This is a genomic window from Achromobacter sp., assembly GCF_036567245.1.
In the GTDB taxonomy this organism is placed as follows: Bacteria; Pseudomonadota; Gammaproteobacteria; order Burkholderiales; family Burkholderiaceae_B; genus Achromobacter.
The window spans coordinates 1-17,641 of the sequence record NZ_DATCUY010000254.1 but is presented as its reverse complement, the minus strand read 5'-3'; the positions used below and the strand labels follow the sequence as shown (position 1 = coordinate 17,641).

Below are 17,641 nucleotides of genomic sequence, written 5' to 3'. Positions count from 1 at the left end.
CGCAGGCGCGCGCCCGGGCTGCGGGCGGGCTGGATCCTGCGCCCGACCTGGAAGGCCGCCCCTTGCCGGCCAATCCCAATCAAATGGCGAGCGGCGATGCCAGATCTCTGGCGGGCGGCAGGGCCACTGGCGAAGCGAAGCGCGCGGCGGAAAGCTGGCTGGGCCAGTTCGGCACCGCCAGGCTGGACCTGCTGGGCAGCTTCCATGGAGGCGCCCTGGACATGCTGTTCCCGGTTCACGATTCCGGGACAGGTCTGATTTTTTCCCAATTCGGCGCACGCCGGACCAACCTGCTGCAGGAGTCCTATCGGACCACGGTCAACCTTGGGGTGGGATACCGCCATTTCGCCGACGGCTTCATGGTGGGGGGCAACGCCTTCCTGGATCAGGACGTTTCGCGCGGCCATCGGCGGCTGGGTCTGGGCGGTGAGTGGTGGGCGGACTATCTCAAGCTCAGCATGAACGGTTACTTCCGGCTGAGCGACTGGAAGCGTTCGCCCGATATGCGGGACTACCAGGAACGCCCGGCCAGCGGCTGGGACATCAGGGCCGAAGGCTATCTGCCCCGGTATCCGCAATTGGGCGGCAAGCTGATGTTCGAAAAGTACTACGGCGATGAAGTCGGGCTGTTCGGCGCCAGCAACCGGCAGAAGAATCCCCGCGCCTGGACCCTGGGCGTTTCGTACACGCCTGCGCCGGCCGTCACGTTGGGTTTGGACCATCGCATGGGGCAGGGCGGAAAGTCCGACACCAGCTTCAAGCTGGGCCTGAAGTACGCGCTCGGCGTGCCCTTGGCGAAGCAGCTGGAGCCGGGCGGCGTCGCGAGCAGCCGCCAATTGGCCGGCATGCGCATGGACCTGGTCGAGCGCAACAACGAAATCGTCCTGGAATACAAGAAAAACGCCCCGCTGACGATCCAGCTGCCATCGGCCACCAGAGGCTATCCGCAGACGGTGCTCAATTTTCCGGTGACCATCGTGGGCGCGGGCGAAGCACCCACGGTCGAATGGTCCGGTTCGGCGGCGGCTTTTACCATGCCTTATGGTGGCGGCGCGTCAGGGGCGATGACGCTGCCTGCCTACAATATCGGCGGCGTCAACACTTATCGCCTGACGGCAACGGCCATCGATGCGCACGGACGGAAAATCAGTTCGAACGTCATGGAGGTAAACGTCAATCCGCTCAGCCTCAGCGTCGCGCGCTCGAAAGCCGTGGCCATGGCCGACGGCATGGACAGCGTCAGGTTTACGGCCCAGGTCCGCGGCGTCCAGGCGGAACCCATGGCCGGGCGCGCCGTTGCATGGACCTTGCGCGGGCCCGGCGCCATCAAGGAATCTTCGGACCGGACCGATGCGGACGGACTGGCGTTCGTCATGGTCAGCAGCAAGGTCGCCGCCATGGTCGAAGTCGAGGCAACCGAAGCTCAGGGTTTCAAGGGCCGCAGCGAAGCCGAATTCCTTGCAGCGCCAAGTTCGGCGAACGTCGCGCAGCTCGATGCGGCCCCGGCGTCCATCCTTGCAAACGGCCGGGACAAGACCGTGCTGACGGCGACAGTCAAGGATGGCAAGGGCAACGCCGTAGGCGCGGGTGTGGCGGTGAACTGGACGGCCACCGGCGGCCAGCTTTCCAGCGACAGCAGCAATACCGATGCGAGCGGCGTGGCGGTGGCGGAACTGCTTTCCGCCACCGTCCCCGGCACTGCGGTCATTACCGCCAAGGCAGGAGCCGAGGATCCGGGGAAGAGCAGGTCCGTGGACTTCCTGCTGGACGCATCCGACGCGAAGGTCGTGCTGCTCACTTCCAGCAAGCCCACCGCCCTGGCCAACGGCCTGGACACCGTGACTCTCACGGCTACCGTAGCCGATGGCCGGGGCAATCCGGTGGGAGCCGGTATCGACGTCCATTGGGGCGCCAGCCTCGGCACGCTGGGCGCCGCCTCCAGCAGCACCGACACCAACAGCCAGGCTACGGTCGTGCTGACGGCGCCGACCATGACTGGTCAGGCGACCGTCACCGCCAAGTGCGCACCTGTCCGGCAGGGGAGGAGCCTGGGCAGCGATCCTGGCAAGACCGCCGCCATCACCTTCACTGCCAACGCGTCGAGCGCGCACGTCATCGAACTCAGCCCGAGCAAGAAGGTAGGCGTGGCCAATGGCATGGATACCGTGACCTTCATGGCCTTGGTGACAGATGCCCAGGGGAATCCGGTGGGCGCTGGCGTTACAGTCAATTGGAGCGCCAGCCTGGGTACGCTCGACGCCACCAGCATTACCAATGGCAAGAGCGAAACCTCGATCGTGCTGACCGCGCCGACCGCGGCCGGCGTGGCGTCCATCCTAGCCAAGGCGGCAAGGGGGGATGCCGGCAAGATCGCCTCCGTCACCTTCACGGCCGACGTGTCCACCGCCCGCGTGGTTTCGCTCCTTCCCATGCGCGGCACCAGCACCACTTTCCCGGCTGGCGTTTGGGTCAACCTGAGAGCGACCGTGCAAGACGCCTATGGCAATCCTGTCGGCGCGGGCGTCACCATCACTTGGAGCAGCGACGCCGCCACTTTCGATCAGGCTACCAGCACGACTTCTCAGGACGGAACGGCTACCAACACCGTAACGCATTTTTCGGCCGGCGCAGTCTCGGTGAAGGCCCAGGCCGTAGCGGGGGATCCGGGCAAGACCCTCGTCATGAACTACGTGGCCGACCCGTCCCGGGATTACGTCAATACCTTGAACGTCAACAAGAATACGGGCGTGGCCGACGGCAGCGGCACCGCTATCTTCACGGCCGTCGTGCGGAATCAGTTCAACGACCCGGTGGGTGCCGGCGTCACTGTGCACTGGACGACGACGGGAGGTACCTTGGCCGCGTCCACGAGCATGACCGATGCTGCTGGCGCGGCGAGCATCGTGCTGACCGCGCCGACCGTGGCGGGCGAGGTGTCGGTGAGCGCCAAGGCAGGAGCCAATGATGAGAACAACAATTTCGCCGTGGTGACTTTCAAAAATAGCGCATCCTCTCCTCGTGTCGGCAGTGCTTCCACTAGCAAGACCCGCATCGTGGCCAACGGCCGCGACTCCGCGATCTTCACGGCGATGGTGCTGGACGGTAATGGCAATTCCAGGGGCGAGGGCCACGTCGTCAATTGGAGTGCCGACCTCGGCACCCTGGATGGCGCTACCAGCAAGACCAACGCCAGCGGCGCGGCCACGGCCGTGCTGACGGCAGGGACCGTCGCTGGCCTGGCCTCGGTGACCGCCAGGGTTGGGGCGGGGGATCCGGGTGCGACCGTTAGCGTGACGCTGATGGCCGACCCGTTATCCCCTCGGGTTGCCTCCCTTACCGCCAGCAAGACCTCCGGGCGGGCCAACGGGACTGACACCGTGACCCTCACTGCGACCGTGAGGGATGCCAACGGCAATCTGGAGGATGCGGGCATCATCGTCAACTGGACGACCAACCGCGGCACCCTGGCCGCGGCCACCAGCAGCACCAACGCTCGCGGCATGGCCACGGTTCAACTGCGCGCGCCGACTTCCGCCGGCACTGCGGTGCTGACCGCCAGGACAGTGGCGGCGGATCCGGGCAAGACCGTCCGCGTGAAATTCGCGTCACGCGCCATCACTCCGCCGCAGCCATGACGGCCAAGACAGTCACGTAGGATCTGGCCAGGCTGGTCCCGGCGTATGCCTTGGCACCGCGCTGCTTGCCGGCGCCGCCTACTGCCTGGCCTTCCAGTCGCGCAAGGCGCGCATGGTGTTGGCCACGTGGGAATCCGGATTCATGTCGGTGTATTCATACAGGATCTTGCCTGGTGGCGAGATCACGTAGGAAATGCGTTGCGCGTATTCAGGCCGCTTGTCGTGGACGGCGTCGTAGGCCTTCATGATCTTGCCGTCGCCGTCGGCCGCCACCGCGAATTTGCCGCGGCACTCGCTGACCGAGAACTTGTTCAAGGTGTCGATGTTGTCGGTCGACACGCCGATGACGGTGGCGCCCAGGGACTTGTATTCGTCCGTGGCTTCGGCGAAGTTGTGCGCTTCTATCGTGCAGCCCTGGGTGAATGCGGCGGGAAAGAAATACAGGACCACCGGGCCCTGCTTGAGCGCTTCGCTCAACGAGAACGTGTAGACCTTGCCGCCCAGCGAAGCCTGGGTGCTGAACTCCGGCGCCGGGGTGCCCACGTCCAGCGCGGCCTGGACCGTAGGACCGGCCAGCAGGCCGCAGAGCAGTAACCAGGGGGCAATGCGCTTCATCGGAATCTCCAGAAATCTCAAGGGCTTCGTGGCAACGGGTCTACTGTAGCCCTGTGAGAGGCCAGGGTCCAGCACGCGGCCAGGCCGGGGGCGCGCGGCCCTAGTCGCGCCCGGGGCCGCCGCGGCCGTTGCCGTTTCCATCTCCACGCGGCTGATCGCGCTGTTGTTGCTGACGCGCTTGCTGCTGAGCCTGCTGATCGCGCTGTTGTTGCTGACGCGCCTGCTGCTGAGCCTGCTGATCGCGTTGTTGCTGCTGACGCGCCTGCTGCTGAGCCTGCTGATCGCGCTGCTGTTGCTGACGCGCCTGTTGCTGGGCTTGCTGATCGCGCTGTTGTTGCTGACGCGCCTGCTGCTGAGCCTGCTGATCGCGTTGCTGTTGCTGACGCGCCTGTTGCTGGGCTTGCTGATCGCGTTGTTGTTGCTGACGCGCCTGCTGCTGAGCCTGCTGATCGCGTTGCTGTTGCTGCCGCGTCTGCTGCTGTACTTGCTGATCGCGCTGTTGTTGCTCCCGCGCCTGCTGCTGAGCCTGCTGATCACGCTGTTGTTGCTGCCGCGCCTGCTGCTGGCTTTGCTGATCGCGTTGCTGTTGCTCCCGCGTCTGTTGCTGTGCCTGTTGATCGCGCTGCTGCTGCTGCTGCTGCTGCTGCTGCTGCTGCTGCTGCTGTTGCTCGCGCGCCTGTTGTGCCTGCGGCGGCTGAGAGCGGCCTTGCTGCCCGGGCGTCATATCGCGTCCGCGCTGCATGTCTCCGCGATCCGGGCTGTTACGATCGCCGCCGCCACGGTTGTCGCGGCCGTTGTTGTCCCGGCCGTCGCGTCCATTCCCCGGACGCTGGCCCTCAGGCGGCCTGCCGTTGGATTGATGGTCCACGTACGCCTGGGGCGGGCGGCCCTTGTTGTGGTCGTAGAACTGCGCCCGGTTGTTGCCAGCGTCGCGCGCATAGCCGCGCTGCATGTCGGTCTGCTGGGAATGCCGGTCCTTGCGCGCGGCGAGTTCGCGCGGGTCCGCGTCGCGCCGGATGCCCGACGGGCCGCCGTGGTAGCTGACGCGGCGGTTGTCGACGTTGTTCACGACTACCGTGTGGTTGTAGACGTTGGTCACGCGCGTGACGTTCACGTTCGTGACGGAGCGGTTGTAGTAGAAGCGGTCGCGTTTCCAGTAGCCGCCCACATAGCCCAGGCCGGTATAGCCGAAACCGTAGTTGATGCCGCCATAGAAACCCACGTGGGGGCCCCAGTACCCTGCGTTCCACAGGTAGACGCCGTTCACGAAGCCCCAATATCCCGGTGTCCAGAGGGCGCCGGGATAGGGCGCCAGCACCCACGCGCCCGGCACCCAGAAGAAGCCGTAGCGGTTGCGGCTCCAGTAGCCAGGCACCCACATATAGCCGTCCGCCGGGGCGGCCGGCTGCACGTACACGGGCAACGCGGGCGGCGGTTCGGGACTGCGGTCCACCAGTGCCAGATTGGCGTTGGCCGGATCGCCATCGTCATAGACGGGGGCGGCGGGAGCGGGAGGCGGCGCATAGGTTTGTGCCGCGGCGCTGGCACAGGCGGCCAGCAGGACGGCCGCGGCCAGGGGGCGCGGGCGGAGGATCCGGGAGTAGATGTTCATGGTCTTTTCCTTTGCGCAATGGGCGCGCGGATCAATAGCCACGATAGTAGTAATGGGGGGCTGGATATGCCGGGTAGTAATAATGCGGCGTGTAATACACCGGCGCCGGACGGTAGTACGCCGGCCTTGCGGGCACCACCACGCATCCAGTCAAGGCGCTGGACATGGCCAGCATCAGCAACAGACTCTTCTTCATTTGCGACTCCTGCCGAGCGCCTGGCGTGGCTCACGCCTTTGTTGCGCTCGTCAGGATTAGGCCACAGGGCAGACCCCATGGTTCTGCACTGTAATCGTTCCGAAACAGCTTTCCGGTGACGGATGTTTGCGCCTGCGTGACCGTCGATGTCGTTCGTATCAATCTCCGCGCAAATGAAGAGGGGCCGCCTCGGCGACCCCTGTGTACCGCGTATCGCCGTGTTACGGCTATCAGTTCCAGCGGCCGCCGTTGCCGGCGAGGCTGAAGCGGCCGGCGCCCATGAAGGCGATGGCCAGGCCGGTGAACAGGAACATGCCTTGCAGTTCCAGCGCCCAGCCGCCGTTGTTGGTCAGGCTGCTGATCTGGCCGGAGTGGGCCAGCAGGATGGCGACCAGCATGTTGATGGCGATCAGCAGGCCGCCCAGGCGGGTGTAGATGCCGACGATGAGCAGGACGGGGGCGAGGATTTCGCCGACGTAGGCGCCATAGGCGAGGAAGCCCGGCAGGCCGTGCGAGGACAGCATCCCGCTGATGCCGCCGACGCCGCCGCCGGTCAGTTTGAACAGGCCATGCAGCAGAATCAGAATACCGAGGGTCAGGCGCAGGATCAGCTTGCCGGTGTCGTCGGATTTGATCATGGTGAGTTTCTCTTCTATTGGTTGAAAGGGGACCGCGGCCGTTGGAACAGGTCGCGAGCCTTTGGTTCCGCGCCCCGGTAGCCGCGGGCAAGGCGGCAGGCAGGGCAGGCCGCGCCATTATTGCAAAACCCGAGCAAAATCATCAAGTTTTTGTCGCCTGACGACACTCAGAACTCTTCCAGATAGCGCATGCGGAAGCGTCGGCCCTTGATATTGCTGTTGGACAGGCGCGAGAACGCCTGTTTGGCGATCTGGCGGTCCAGCGCCACGTAGGAGTTGAACTCGGTGATGTTGATCTTGCCGACCTGCTCGAACGTCAGGCCGCCATCGCCGGTCAGGGCGCCCAGCAGGTCGCCGGGGCGCAGCTTGTCCTTCTTGCCGCCCTGGATGCACAGGGTGATCATGGGCGCGCGCAGCGGGCGGTCCGCCTTGGGCCGCAGCGCCTTGATGTCGCCCCACACCAGCGGCGAACCCTGATATTGCTCGATCAGGTTGGCCCAGCGCATTTCCTCGGGCGAACACAGGCTCAGCGCCAGGCCCTTCTGTTCGCCGCGGCCGCTGCGGCCGATGCGGTGCACGTGGACCTCGGTGTCCTTGGTGACGTCGACGTTGATGACGGCGCCCAGGTTCTGGATGTCCAGGCCGCGCGCGGCCACGTCGGTGGCTACCAGCACGGCGCAGCTGCGGTTGGCGAACTGGATCAGGATCTCGTCGCGTTCGCGCTGTTCCAGGTCGCCGTTCAGCGCCTGGGCGCTGATGCCCTCGGCCTGCAGGCGTTCGACCAGGTCGTGGCTGCGGATCTTGGTGTTGCAGAAGGCCAGCGTGGACTCAGGGCGGAAATGCGCCAGCAGGCGCGTCACTGCGTCAAGCCGGTCCTTTTCATCGATTTCGTAGAAGATCTGCTCGATGCGGCTGGCGTCGTGCTGCGCCTCGACCTTGACCTCGGCGGGATTGCGCAGGAAGCGGGCGCTGAGCTTGCGGATGTTGTCGGGGTAGGTGGCCGAGAACAGCAAGGTCTGGCGCTTGGTCGGGCAGTGCGAGGCGATGGCCACGATATCGTCATAGAAGCCCATGTCGACCATGCGGTCGGCCTCGTCCAGCACCAGGGTGTTCAGGCCCGACAGATCGAGACTGCCGCGCTCCAGATGATCCTGGATGCGTCCTGGCGTGCCCACCACCAGATGGGTGCCGCGCGCCAGCGATTCGGCTTGGGGCCGGGCGGCGGCGCCGCCGCACAGGGTCAGGATCTTGATGTTGGCGATCTGGCGCGCCAGCCGGCGCAGTTCCTGCGCGACCTGGTCAGCCAGTTCGCGCGTGGGGCAGACCAGCAGCGCCTGCGGCGTCAGGCGCGTGGGATCGAGCTTCTGCAGCACCCCCAGGCCGAAGGCCGCGGTCTTGCCGCTGCCGGTCTTGGCTTGCGCGATGAGATCGCGGCCCTCCAGGATCAGCGGCAGGCTTTGCGCCTGGATGGGCGTCATCTGCTCGAAACCCAGGCTCTTCAAATTGTCGAGCAGGGCGGGCAGCAGGGGCAGGGAGGTAAAGGAGGTGTCGGTCACGATGAAAAAGTCGCTTTCTGCCCGGCGGCAGCCTGGCGGCAAAAGGAAGGGGCGGGGCGGAAAACCGCGTATGCCCGAGAGTGTAATGCCTCGGGCTGTGTGCCATCGAAATCAGGACCAAAGCACTCAGCCCCAGACCGGCTGGCGCACGGCGCTTTGGGCCGCCCGCGCAGGCCGTCGCAGTTGTTGGGGTACAGGAGGCTAGGCCTCGGACCCATAGGTGCCGGCCAGCGCCCGGGCGGCCTCTTGCATGCGCGGCAGCCAGGCGCGCGCACCGTCGATCGACAGCCGCGCCACCGGCGCGTGCAAGGCGACGGCGGCAATGGCGCGGGTGCCATGCAGGATGGGCACCGCCATGCAGACGATGCCCAGCAGGAATTCCTCGCGGTCGAAGCTGGCGCCTTCCTTCTTGATGGTACGCAGTTCCTGCTCCAGCGCGGCCACGTCGCACAGCGTGTTGGGCGTGTAGCGCGGCAGCGGCGCCGCGGCCAGCAGGCGCTGGCGCGCCTCGCGCCGCATATGGGCCAGGAACAGCTTGCCGCTGGCCGAGCAATGCAGCGGTACGCGCGAGCCTGATTGCAGGTTCACCCGCAGCGGCCAGGCGGTTTCGACGCGGTCCAGGTAGATGACCTCGTCGCCGTCCAGCATGGTGCAGTTACAGGTTTCGCCGATCTCGTCGACCAGGCTGTCCAGGATGCGGTGGCGCTCGCCGCGCAAGGGCGAATTCAGCAGGGTGTCGCGCGCCAGCGCGCTCAGGCGCGGGCCGCTGACGTAGCTCTTGCCGGCGGGTTCGCGCAGCAGCATGCCGGCGTCGACCAGGCGCGACAGGATGCGCAGCACCGAGGGCTTGGGCAGGCCGGTGGCGTCCGTCAGCGCGGCCAGCGATACCGGCTGCCCGGAGCGGGCGACCTGTTCCAGCAGGGTCAGCGCGCGCAGCGCTGCGGAGGATTCGTCTTTCATCTTTCAATAATTGAAGATTCGGCGGCTTGCTGCACATCCTCGCACGGATTTTGCAGAAAATGAAACGCCGTGGGCTGGGAACGGCCAGGTTTCTGCTGCAGTATCGGATCATGCCGGCCCAGATGCAATCCGACACCGCCGGCCTGCCAGGAGAGAGACCATGAGCAGCAAGCAACACATGACCCCCAGCGAAGCGTTTGTCGAAACGCTGGTCGCCCAGGGCGTCAAGGACGTATTCGGCATCGTCGGCTCGGCCTTCATGGACGCGCTGGACTTGTTTCCGGCGGCGGGCATCCGCTTCGTGCCCACGGTGCACGAACAGGGCGCCGCGCACATGGCCGACGGCTATTCGCGCGTGACCGGCCGCCACGGCGTCTGCATCGCGCAGAACGGCCCGGGCATCACCAATTTCGTGACCGGCGTGGCGGCTGCCTATTGGGCGCACAGCCCGGTGGTGGCGATCACGCCCGAAACCGGCACCGCGGGCATGGGGCTGGGGGGCTTCCAGGAAACCGAACAGCTGCCCATTTTCTCGCGCATCACCAAGTACCAGGCGCACGTGAACCGTCCCGACCGCATGGCCGAATTCACTGCCAAGGCCTTCGACAATGCGCTGGCCGAGCGCGGTCCCACGCAGCTGAACATTCCGCGCGACTACTTCTACGGCGAGATCGACGTGACCATCCCCGAGCCGCGCCGCATCCGCCGCGGTCCGGGCTCGGAAGAGGATCTGGAGGCGGCAGCGCAGATGCTGGCGCAGGCCAAGTTCCCCGTTATCGTGGCGGGCGGCGGCGTGCTGTTCTCGGACGGTCAGGCCGAATGCGTGGCCCTGGCCGAATTGCTGGGCGCGCCGGTGGTGACCAGCTACCTGCATAACGACGCCTTCCCGGCCAGCCATCCGCTGTGGTGCGGCCCGCTGGGCTACCAGGGCGCCAAGGCCGGCATGAAGCTGCTGTCGCAGGCCGACGTGGTGCTGGCGCTGGGCACGCGCCTGGGCCCCTTCGGCACCTTGCCGCAGCACGGGCTGGACTACTGGCCGCAGGGCGCGCGCATCATCCAGGTGGACGCCGACCACCGCATGCTGGGTCTGGTGCGGCCGGTGTCGGTCGGCATCTGCGGCGATGCCAAGCCGGCCGCCGCGGCGCTGGCCGCCAAGCTGCAAGGGCGCGAGGTCGCGTGCGCGGCCACCAAGTCGGGGCGCGGCGAGCAGATCGCGGCGCAGAAGGCCGAATGGGAAAAGGAACTGGACAGCTGGTCGCACGAACGCGACGACTGGAGCCTGGACATCATCGAGCACGGCGGTGGCCGCATGCATCCACGCCGCATGCTGCGCGAGCTGGAACGCGCCATGCCCCAGCACGTGATGGTGTCCACCGACATCGGCAATATCTGCTCGGTGTCCAACAGCTACCTGCGTTTTGACGAGCCGAACTCCATGCTCGCCGCCATGAGCTTCGGCAACTGCGGCTACGCCTTGCCGGCGCTGATCGGCGCCAAGCTCGGCAGGCCCGACCGGCCGGCCGTGGCCTACGTGGGCGACGGCGCCTGGTGCATGAGCTTCCAGGAACTGCTGACTTGCGTGCGCGAGAAGATACCGGTCACGGCCGTGGTGTTCCACAACGGCCAATGGGGCGCGGAAAAGAAGAACCAGGTGGACTTCTATGGCCGCCGCTTCGTCGGCAGCAACCTGCTGAACCCGAACTTCGCCGAACTGGCGCGGGCCATGGGTGCGGAAGGCATACGGGTGGAGCACGCCGATCAGGTGGGCGCCGCCTTGCAGGCCGCCTGCAAGGCCCAGTCCGATGGCAAGACCACCGTGCTGGAAATGATGGTCAGCCAGGAACTGGGCGATCCGTTCCGCCGCGACGCCCTCAAGCAGCCGGTGCGCTTCCTCGACAAGTACAAGCCGTACGTGAACCAGCCGTTCCATCCGGGCGAGGTGCCGCTGCCGATCGATCCCGCCAGGCGCTGATCGCGACGCGTCCGGCGCGGCGGCGGCCGCGCCGGATTTCTTCCGCCAGGCGCCGCGGATTTCCGCGGCAGGAGCAGACAGAAATGGAAAGCGATCGATTGTTCGAGCCGCTGCGCAATGCTGCGCTGTCGGCGGGACGCTTGCGCACCGCAGTGGCGTATCCGCTGTGTCCGACCAGCCTGGGCGCGGCCGTGCAAGCGCGCGACGCGGGCTACATCGAACCGGTGCTGGTCGGCCCGGCGGGCCGGCTGCGCGCCCTGATGGCGGACCTGGGGTTGCGCGCAGACGAGCTGGAAGTGGTCGACACGCCCGACGACGAGGTGCAGGCCGCGCGCGCGTCGGCGGCGCTGGCGCGCGACGGCGCCGTGCGCATGCTGATGAAGGGCAGTCTGCATACCGACCACTTCATGTCGGCGGTGGTGGCGCGCGAAGCGGGCCTGCGCACGGCCAGGCGTATCAGTCATGCCTTTGTGATGGCGGTGGCGGCCTATCCCAAGCTCTTCATCCTGACCGATGCGGCCGTCAACATCGCGCCGACCCTGCAGGAAAAGGCCGACATCGCACAGAACGCCATCGACCTGGCGCGCGCGCTCGGCGTGGAAAGGCCCAAGCTGGCGGTGTTGTGCGCCACTGAATCCGTCAATCCTGCCATGCCCGCGACGCTGGATGCGGCAGCCCTGTCGAAGATGGCGGATCGACAGCAGATCCGCGGCGGCGACATCGACGGCCCGCTTGCGTTCGACAACGCCATCTCGCGCGAGGCGGCTGATCAGAAGGGCATTGTTTCGCGCGTGGCGGGCGATGCCGACATCCTGCTGGTGCCTGACATCGAGGCCGGCAACATGCTCTACAAGGAGCTGACCTGGCTGGCCGGCGCCGGCACGGCCGGGCTGGTGCTGGGCACGCGCGTGCCCGTGCTGCTGACCAGCCGCTCCGATTCCATGCAGGCCCGCGTCAACAGCTGCGCGGTGGCCTCGCTGTATGCGCGGGCGCTGGCGGCCTGAATTCCAGTCGTCTGCGCGGCTGGCTCCAAAAAGTCCGTCGGTTTGGTACTAAGCCTGGACCCGCAGCCTGGATACGCTACCCCCAAGGCCATCCGATGAATGGTTCGCGACACAAGACAAGGGGTAAAACATGCGCAGCGCAAAAAAATGCCTGACCACGATTCTGACGGCGCTGGCCCTGGCGGGCGGGGCCATGGCCGCGGACGCGCCCAAGCCGGGTGGCACGCTGGTGATAGGTTCGACGCAGGTGCCGCGTCACCTGAACGGCGCGGTGCAGTCGGGCATCGCCACCGCCTTGCCCAGCACGCAGCTGTTCGCCAGCCTGCTGCGCTACGACGCCGATTGGAAGCCGCAACCCTATCTGGCGCAGTCCTGGGAGTTGGCGCCCGACGGCAAGTCGCTGACCCTGCATCTGCGCAAGGATGCGCTGTTCCATGACGGCAAGCCGGTGACTTCGGCCGACGTGGCGTTCTCCGTCATGGCAGTCAAGAAGAACCACCCGTTCCAGACCATGTTCGCGCCTGTGGAGGCCGTGGACACGCCGGACCCCTACACGGTGGTGCTGCGCATGAACAAACCGCATCCGGCCATCCTGCTGGCCTTGTCGCCGGCCTTGATGCCGGTGCTGCCCAAGCACATCTATGACGACGGCCAGGACCTGAAGAACCATCCGCGCAACTCGGCCGATGTGGTCGGGTCGGGTCCGTTCAAATTCAAGGAATTCAAGCCCGGCCAGGAAATCGTGCTGGAGAAGTTCGACAAGTTCTTCCTGCCCGGCAAGCCCTACCTGGACCGGATCGTGGTGAAGATCAATCCGGACGCCACCAATCTGCTGATCGGATTGGAGCGGGGCGATATTGGCGTGCTGCCGTTCATGACCGAGCCGACCATCCTGCGGCGCGCCAAGGATAATCCCGCCATCGTCATGACCAGCAAGGGCTATGAAGGCATAGGCGCGCTGAGCTGGCTGGCCTTCAACACGGCGCGCAAGCCGCTGAACGACGTGCGGGTGCGGCAGGCCATCGCCTACGCCACCGATAAGGGCTTCATTACCAAGGCGCTGAACGCCGGCTTCGCCAAACCCGCCGACGGCCCCATCATCGGCACCAGCCCGTTCGCCACGCAGGACGTCGCGAAATATCCGCTGGACCTGAAGAAGTCCGAACAGCTGCTGGAAGAAGCGGGCTTCAAGAAGGATGCCAAGGGCGAACGCCTGTCGCTGACCGTGGACTACATGCCGGGTTCCGACGTGCAGGGCAAGAACGTGGCGGAGTATTTGCGCAGTCAGCTGAAGAAGGTCGGTATCGCGGTGCAGGTGCGCGCCTCGCCCGACTTTCCGACCTGGGCCAAGCGCATCGCCAGCAAGGATTTCGACATGACCACCGACATCGTCTTCAACTGGGGCGATCCGGTGATCGGCGTGCACCGCACCTATCTGTCCAGCAACATCCGCGACATCATCTGGACCAACACGCAGTCGTACGCCAATCCCAAGGTGGACGAGCTGCTGGAGCAGGCTGGCACGGAGACCGACGCGGACAAGCGCCGGGCGCTGTACGCCGAGTTCCAGCGCCTGGTCACCGCGGACGTGCCCATCGACTTCCTCACGGTCATTCCGTACCACACCTTGTCCTCGAAGAAGGTGCACGGCTTGCCGGATGGGATCTGGGGCGTCATCTCGCCCATGGACGATACCTACTTGCAGTAGGGTGGAGCCGCCATGACGCGCTATCTTCTGCGCCGCCTGGCCTATGCGCTGGTGCTGCTGCTGGCCGTGGTGACGCTGAACTTCCTGCTGATCCACATTTCGCCGGGCGATCCGGTCGAGACCATCGCGGGCTCCATGGGCGGCATCAGCGAAGAACTGCGGGCGCAGTTGCGCACGCAGTACGGGCTGGATAAGCCCTTCCTGACGCAGCTGGGCATCTATTTGATGCAGGTGCTGCGCGGCGACCTGGGCTATTCCTACTTCTTCAACGTGCCGGTGGCGCAGCTGATCTGGGACCGCGTGCCGGCCACGCTGCTGCTGGTGGTGACCTCGGTGCTGAGCGCCTTCCTGGCGGGCACGCTGCTGGGTACGCTGGCCGCCCGCAAGCCCAATGGGCCGCTGTCGCAGGGCATCACGCTGCTGTCGGTGGTGGGCTATTCCGCGCCGGTGTTCTGGACCGGCATCATCCTCATCATCCTGTTCGCCTCGGTGCTGCCGATCTTCCCGGTGTCCGACATGCGCTCTGCCGGCGGTCCGCAGGACGGCTGGGCCGGCGTGCTGGACGTGCTGCACCATCTGGTGCTGCCGGCCTTCACCCTGGCGTTCGTGTACCTGGCGCAATACAGCCGACTGGCACGCGCCAGCGTCATGGAGGCCCTGTCGGCCGACTACATCCGCACCGCGCGCGCCAAGGGCTTGCCGGAACGCACGGTGCTGTACAAGCACGCGCTGCGCAACGGCGTGCTGCCGGTGGTGACCATGCTGGGCCTGCAGTTCGGCAATGTGCTGGCGGGCGCGATCCTGGTCGAGACGGTCTTCAACTGGCCGGGGTTGGGGCGGCTGGCGTTCGATTCCGTGCTCAGGCGCGACTATCCCACGCTGCTGGGCATCCTGCTGTTCGCCTCGCTGTTGGTGGTCGTGATGAATCAGCTTACCGATCTGGCCTATCGCCTGATCGATCCCAGGATCAAGACCTCATGAGCCAGACTCCTTCCGCCGTTCCTGTTGTCGCCTTGCAGGCCCAGGCGGCGCGGCCGCCGGCGCGCCCGTCGTACGAGGCCCTGCGGGTGTTCGCGCGCAATCCCTCGGCGCTGGCTGGCGTGCTGCTGCTGGCCATCATCCTGGCGGTGACGATCTTCGGGCCCATGGTCATGCAGGCGGACCCGTTCGAGATCGCCGGCGCCCCGATGACGCCGCCGGGCGCGGACGCATTGATGGGCACGGACTATCTGGGCCGCGATGTGCTGACCGGCATGGTCTACGGCGGCCGCGCCACGCTGCTGGTGGGCGTGGTGGCGGCGGTGCTGTCCATGGCGATCGGGCTGACGGTGGGGGCGCTGGCGGGCTATTACGGCGGCTGGATCGACGAAACCCTGATGCGCATCACCGAGTTCTTCCAGGTGCTGCCCACCTTGCTGTTCGCCATGGTGCTGGTGACGCTGTTCTCACCTTCGCTCGCGACCATCGCGGTGGCGATCGGCGTCGTGAGCTGGACGGGCACGGCGCGGCTGGCGCGCGGCGAATTCCTGCGCCTGAAACGCCGCGAGTACGTCCTGGCGGAACGGGTGATAGGCGCCGGCGACGCCCGCATCATCTGGCGGGTGATCCTGCCCAACGCGCTGGCGCCGCTGATCGTGTCCGCGACGCTGGCGATAGGCATGGCGATCCTGTTCGAAGCCGGCCTGTCGTTCCTGGGCCTGGGCGATCCCAACATCATGAGCTGGGGCCTGATGATAGGCAGCAATCGGCCCTACATCCTGACCGCGTGGTGGGCGGTGACTCTGCCGGGCGCCGCCATCTTCGTGACCGTGCTGGCCGTCAGCCTGATCGGCGACGGCCTGAACGACGCGCTCAATCCCAACTCGCGGGGGCGGGCATGAACGCCCCGGTGCTGGAGGTGGATAGCCTGAGCCTGGAGTTCCTGGCGCGCGGGCGCGCGGCCGAGGTGCTGAGCGCGGTCAGCTTCGCGCTGAACCCCGGCGAGACGCTCTGCCTCGTCGGAGAATCCGGTTGCGGCAAGAGCATGACGGCGCTGGCCATCATGCGGCTGATTCCGGCGCCGGGGCGCATCGGCGGAGGCAGCGTGCGCCTGCGCGGCGACGACCTGGCCGGCCACGACGAAGAGGCCATGCGCCGGGTGCGGGGCAACAAGATCTCCATGATCTTCCAGGAACCCATGACGGCGCTCAATCCCGTGTACACCGTCGGCGACCAGATCGCGGAGCCCTTGCGACTGCATCAGGGCCTGAGCAAGAGCCAGGCCCGCGAGCGCGCCATCGAAATGCTGAAGTCGGTCGGCATCCCCTTGCCCGAGCGGCGCGTGGACGACTATCCGCACCAGATGTCAGGCGGCATGCGGCAGCGCGTGATGATCGCGATCGCGCTGGCCTGCGATCCGGACGTACTGATCGCCGACGAACCCACCACCGCACTGGACGTGACGGTGCAGGCGCAGATCTTCGACCTGCTGCGCGAGCAGCAGGCCCGGCGCGGCACTGCGGTGCTGCTGATCACGCATGACATGGGCGCGGTGTCGGAAATGGCCGACCGCGTGGTGGTCATGTACGGCGGGCGGGTGGTGGAGCAGGGTGGCGTGCGCGAAATCCTGGCGCAGCCGCGCCATCCCTACACCCAGGGCTTGATCGCCTGTCTTCCGGAACTGGATCGCGAACCCGACGACATCCGCCCGGACCTGCCGGAGATTCCCGGCGTGGTGCCATCGATCTGGGAGCGCGGCGCGGGCTGTCCCTTTATGGAGCGCTGCGGGCAGGCCATGGCCCGGTGCCGCGACGCGTTTCCGCCGCTGGTCCAAGTGGGCGAAGGCCAGGAAGTGGCCTGTTGGCTGTATCCGGAGGCCGCGCGATGACATCTCCCCAGTCCTCCGCCTTGCTGTCCGTGCGGGACCTGGCCGTGCATTTCCCCATCGGCGGGCGCGGCCGCGACGGCAAGCCCGTCGTCGTGAAGGCCGTTGACGGCGTGTCCTTCGAGCTGCAGCGCGGCCGCACCCTGGCGATCGTGGGCGAGTCCGGTTCGGGCAAGACCACTACCGCCTTGTCGGTGCTGCGCCTGGCGGATCCGACCGCGGGCTCCATCCACTTCGACGGCACCGACATGACGGCGCTGAGCGGTTCGGCCCTGCGCCGCATGCGCCGCCGAGTGCAGCTGGTGTTCCAGGATCCGTATTCCTCGCTTAATCCGCGCCAGCGCGCGGGCGATATCGTGCGTTCGCCGCTGGACCTGATGGGCATCGATCCGCCCGGCGGCCGCGAGGCGCGCGTGGCCCGCATGTTCGAACTGGTGGGCCTGCGCCCGGAACAGCGGCAGCTGTTTCCGCACCAGTTCTCCGGCGGCCAGCGGCAGCGGCTGAACGTGGCCCGGGCGCTGGCCAGCGCGCCGGACCTGATCGTCTGCGACGAGCCGGTGTCCGCCCTGGACATCGCCATCCGCGCGCAGATCCTGAACCTGCTGCGGCGCATCCAGCGCGAGCAGGGGCAGTCCTTCCTGTTCATCTCGCACGACATGGCGGTGGTGGAGCACATTTGCGACGACATCGCCGTCATGTACCTGGGCAAGATCATCGAGCAGGCCTCGCGCAATGCCTTCTTCACGCGGCCATTGCATCCCTACAGCGTCGCCCTGATGTCGGCGGTGCCGACGGTGAAGGGCGGGCGCGAACTTGCGGCCCGCCGGGTGCGGCTGGCGGGAGATCCGCCCAGCCCGGTCGATCCGCCGCCGGGCTGCCGCT

The 17,641-nt window shown here is 66.6% G+C and carries 14 protein-coding genes; 8 read left to right on the top strand and 6 right to left on the bottom strand.

Translation table 11 applies throughout. The features are described from left to right. A partial coding sequence (locus VIR09_RS11325; RefSeq protein ID WP_332012957.1) for an Ig-like domain-containing protein occupies window positions 1-3,635 on the top strand: 3,635 nt, incomplete at its 5' end. Window positions 3,636-3,713: 78 nt separating this feature from the next. Here VIR09_RS11325 and VIR09_RS11320 read toward each other — a convergent pair. The 6 genes from VIR09_RS11320 to VIR09_RS11295 form a co-directional block, all read right to left on the bottom strand. Further along, window positions 3,714-4,250 (bottom strand): peroxiredoxin, encoded by a 537-nt coding sequence (locus VIR09_RS11320; protein WP_332012956.1) that lies wholly within the window; start codon window positions 4,248-4,250, stop codon window positions 3,714-3,716. A gap of 100 nt (window positions 4,251-4,350) precedes the next feature. Next, the gene (locus tag VIR09_RS11315) at window positions 4,351-5,862 is read right to left on the bottom strand and encodes an adenylate cyclase (protein ID WP_332012955.1); all 1,512 of its coding nucleotides are present in this window, start codon (window positions 5,860-5,862) and stop codon (window positions 4,351-4,353) included. 31 nt (window positions 5,863-5,893) lie between these two features. Beyond that, window positions 5,894-6,058 carry a hypothetical protein gene (locus VIR09_RS11310; protein WP_013393510.1) on the bottom strand — a complete coding sequence of 55 codons (165 nt, stop codon included), beginning with the start codon at window positions 6,056-6,058 and terminating at the stop codon, window positions 5,894-5,896. Window positions 6,059-6,288: 230 nt separating this feature from the next. Next, entirely contained in the window at window positions 6,289-6,696 is a 408-nt protein-coding gene (locus VIR09_RS11305) for a DoxX family protein (RefSeq protein WP_332012954.1), read from the bottom strand. Window positions 6,697-6,863: 167 nt separating this feature from the next. After that, on the bottom strand, window positions 6,864-8,252 hold the full coding sequence (dbpA, locus tag VIR09_RS11300; protein WP_332012953.1) for an ATP-dependent RNA helicase DbpA: 1,389 nt from the start codon (window positions 8,250-8,252) through the stop codon (window positions 6,864-6,866). A gap of 201 nt (window positions 8,253-8,453) precedes the next feature. Continuing rightward, complete coding sequence (locus tag VIR09_RS11295; RefSeq protein WP_332012952.1) at window positions 8,454-9,212, bottom strand: IclR family transcriptional regulator; 759 nt, start codon at window positions 9,210-9,212, stop codon at window positions 8,454-8,456. A gap of 160 nt (window positions 9,213-9,372) precedes the next feature. Between VIR09_RS11295 and xsc the strand changes: the two genes are divergently transcribed. The 7 genes from xsc to VIR09_RS11260 form a co-directional block, all read left to right on the top strand. Then, window positions 9,373-11,184 (top strand): sulfoacetaldehyde acetyltransferase, encoded by a 1,812-nt coding sequence (xsc, locus tag VIR09_RS11290; protein WP_332012951.1) that lies wholly within the window; start codon window positions 9,373-9,375, stop codon window positions 11,182-11,184. 83 nt (window positions 11,185-11,267) lie between these two features. Next, window positions 11,268-12,188 carry a bifunctional enoyl-CoA hydratase/phosphate acetyltransferase gene (locus tag VIR09_RS11285; protein ID WP_332012950.1) on the top strand — a complete coding sequence of 307 codons (921 nt, stop codon included), beginning with the start codon at window positions 11,268-11,270 and terminating at the stop codon, window positions 12,186-12,188. A gap of 130 nt (window positions 12,189-12,318) precedes the next feature. Then, window positions 12,319-13,896, top strand: coding sequence for an ABC transporter substrate-binding protein (locus VIR09_RS11280; protein WP_332012949.1), 1,578 nt, complete (start codon window positions 12,319-12,321; stop codon window positions 13,894-13,896). Between the two features lie 12 nt (window positions 13,897-13,908). Then, entirely contained in the window at window positions 13,909-14,877 is a 969-nt protein-coding gene (locus VIR09_RS11275; RefSeq protein ID WP_013393517.1) for an ABC transporter permease, read from the top strand. Continuing rightward, window positions 14,874-15,776: an ABC transporter permease gene (locus tag VIR09_RS11270; RefSeq protein WP_332012948.1), complete on the top strand. Its 903-nt coding sequence runs from the start codon at window positions 14,874-14,876 to the stop codon at window positions 15,774-15,776. The genes VIR09_RS11275 and VIR09_RS11270 overlap by 4 nt, the downstream gene beginning before the upstream one ends. Continuing rightward, window positions 15,773-16,762, top strand: a complete 990-nt coding sequence (locus VIR09_RS11265) for an ABC transporter ATP-binding protein (RefSeq protein WP_332012947.1) — start codon at window positions 15,773-15,775, stop codon at window positions 16,760-16,762. Before VIR09_RS11270 ends, VIR09_RS11265 begins: the two co-directional genes overlap by 4 nt. Beyond that, on the top strand, window positions 16,759-17,641 hold an 883-nt coding region (locus tag VIR09_RS11260; protein WP_332012946.1), incomplete at its 3' end, for an oligopeptide/dipeptide ABC transporter ATP-binding protein. The genes VIR09_RS11265 and VIR09_RS11260, both read left to right, overlap by 4 nt.

Excerpts from the sequence above, each read along its gene's own strand:
- VIR09_RS11280 (WP_332012949.1), top strand. The coding sequence starts at position 12,319 with ATGCGCAGCGCAAAAAAATGCCTGACCACGATTCTGACGGCGCTGGCC.
- VIR09_RS11285 (WP_332012950.1), top strand. The coding sequence starts at position 11,268 with ATGGAAAGCGATCGATTGTTCGAGCCGCTGCGCAATGCTGCGCTGTCG.
- VIR09_RS11270 (WP_332012948.1), top strand. The coding sequence starts at position 14,874 with ATGAGCCAGACTCCTTCCGCCGTTCCTGTTGTCGCCTTGCAGGCCCAG.
- VIR09_RS11275 (WP_013393517.1), top strand. The coding sequence starts at position 13,909 with ATGACGCGCTATCTTCTGCGCCGCCTGGCCTATGCGCTGGTGCTGCTG.
- VIR09_RS11305 (WP_332012954.1), bottom strand. The coding sequence starts at position 6,696 with ATGATCAAATCCGACGACACCGGCAAGCTGATCCTGCGCCTGACCCTC.
- VIR09_RS11320 (WP_332012956.1), bottom strand. The coding sequence starts at position 4,250 with ATGAAGCGCATTGCCCCCTGGTTACTGCTCTGCGGCCTGCTGGCCGGT.
- VIR09_RS11295 (WP_332012952.1), bottom strand. The coding sequence starts at position 9,212 with ATGAAAGACGAATCCTCCGCAGCGCTGCGCGCGCTGACCCTGCTGGAA.
- VIR09_RS11315 (WP_332012955.1), bottom strand. The coding sequence starts at position 5,862 with ATGAACATCTACTCCCGGATCCTCCGCCCGCGCCCCCTGGCCGCGGCC.
- VIR09_RS11310 (WP_013393510.1), bottom strand. The coding sequence starts at position 6,058 with ATGAAGAAGAGTCTGTTGCTGATGCTGGCCATGTCCAGCGCCTTGACT.
- VIR09_RS11265 (WP_332012947.1), top strand. The coding sequence starts at position 15,773 with ATGAACGCCCCGGTGCTGGAGGTGGATAGCCTGAGCCTGGAGTTCCTG.
- xsc (WP_332012951.1), top strand. The coding sequence starts at position 9,373 with ATGAGCAGCAAGCAACACATGACCCCCAGCGAAGCGTTTGTCGAAACG.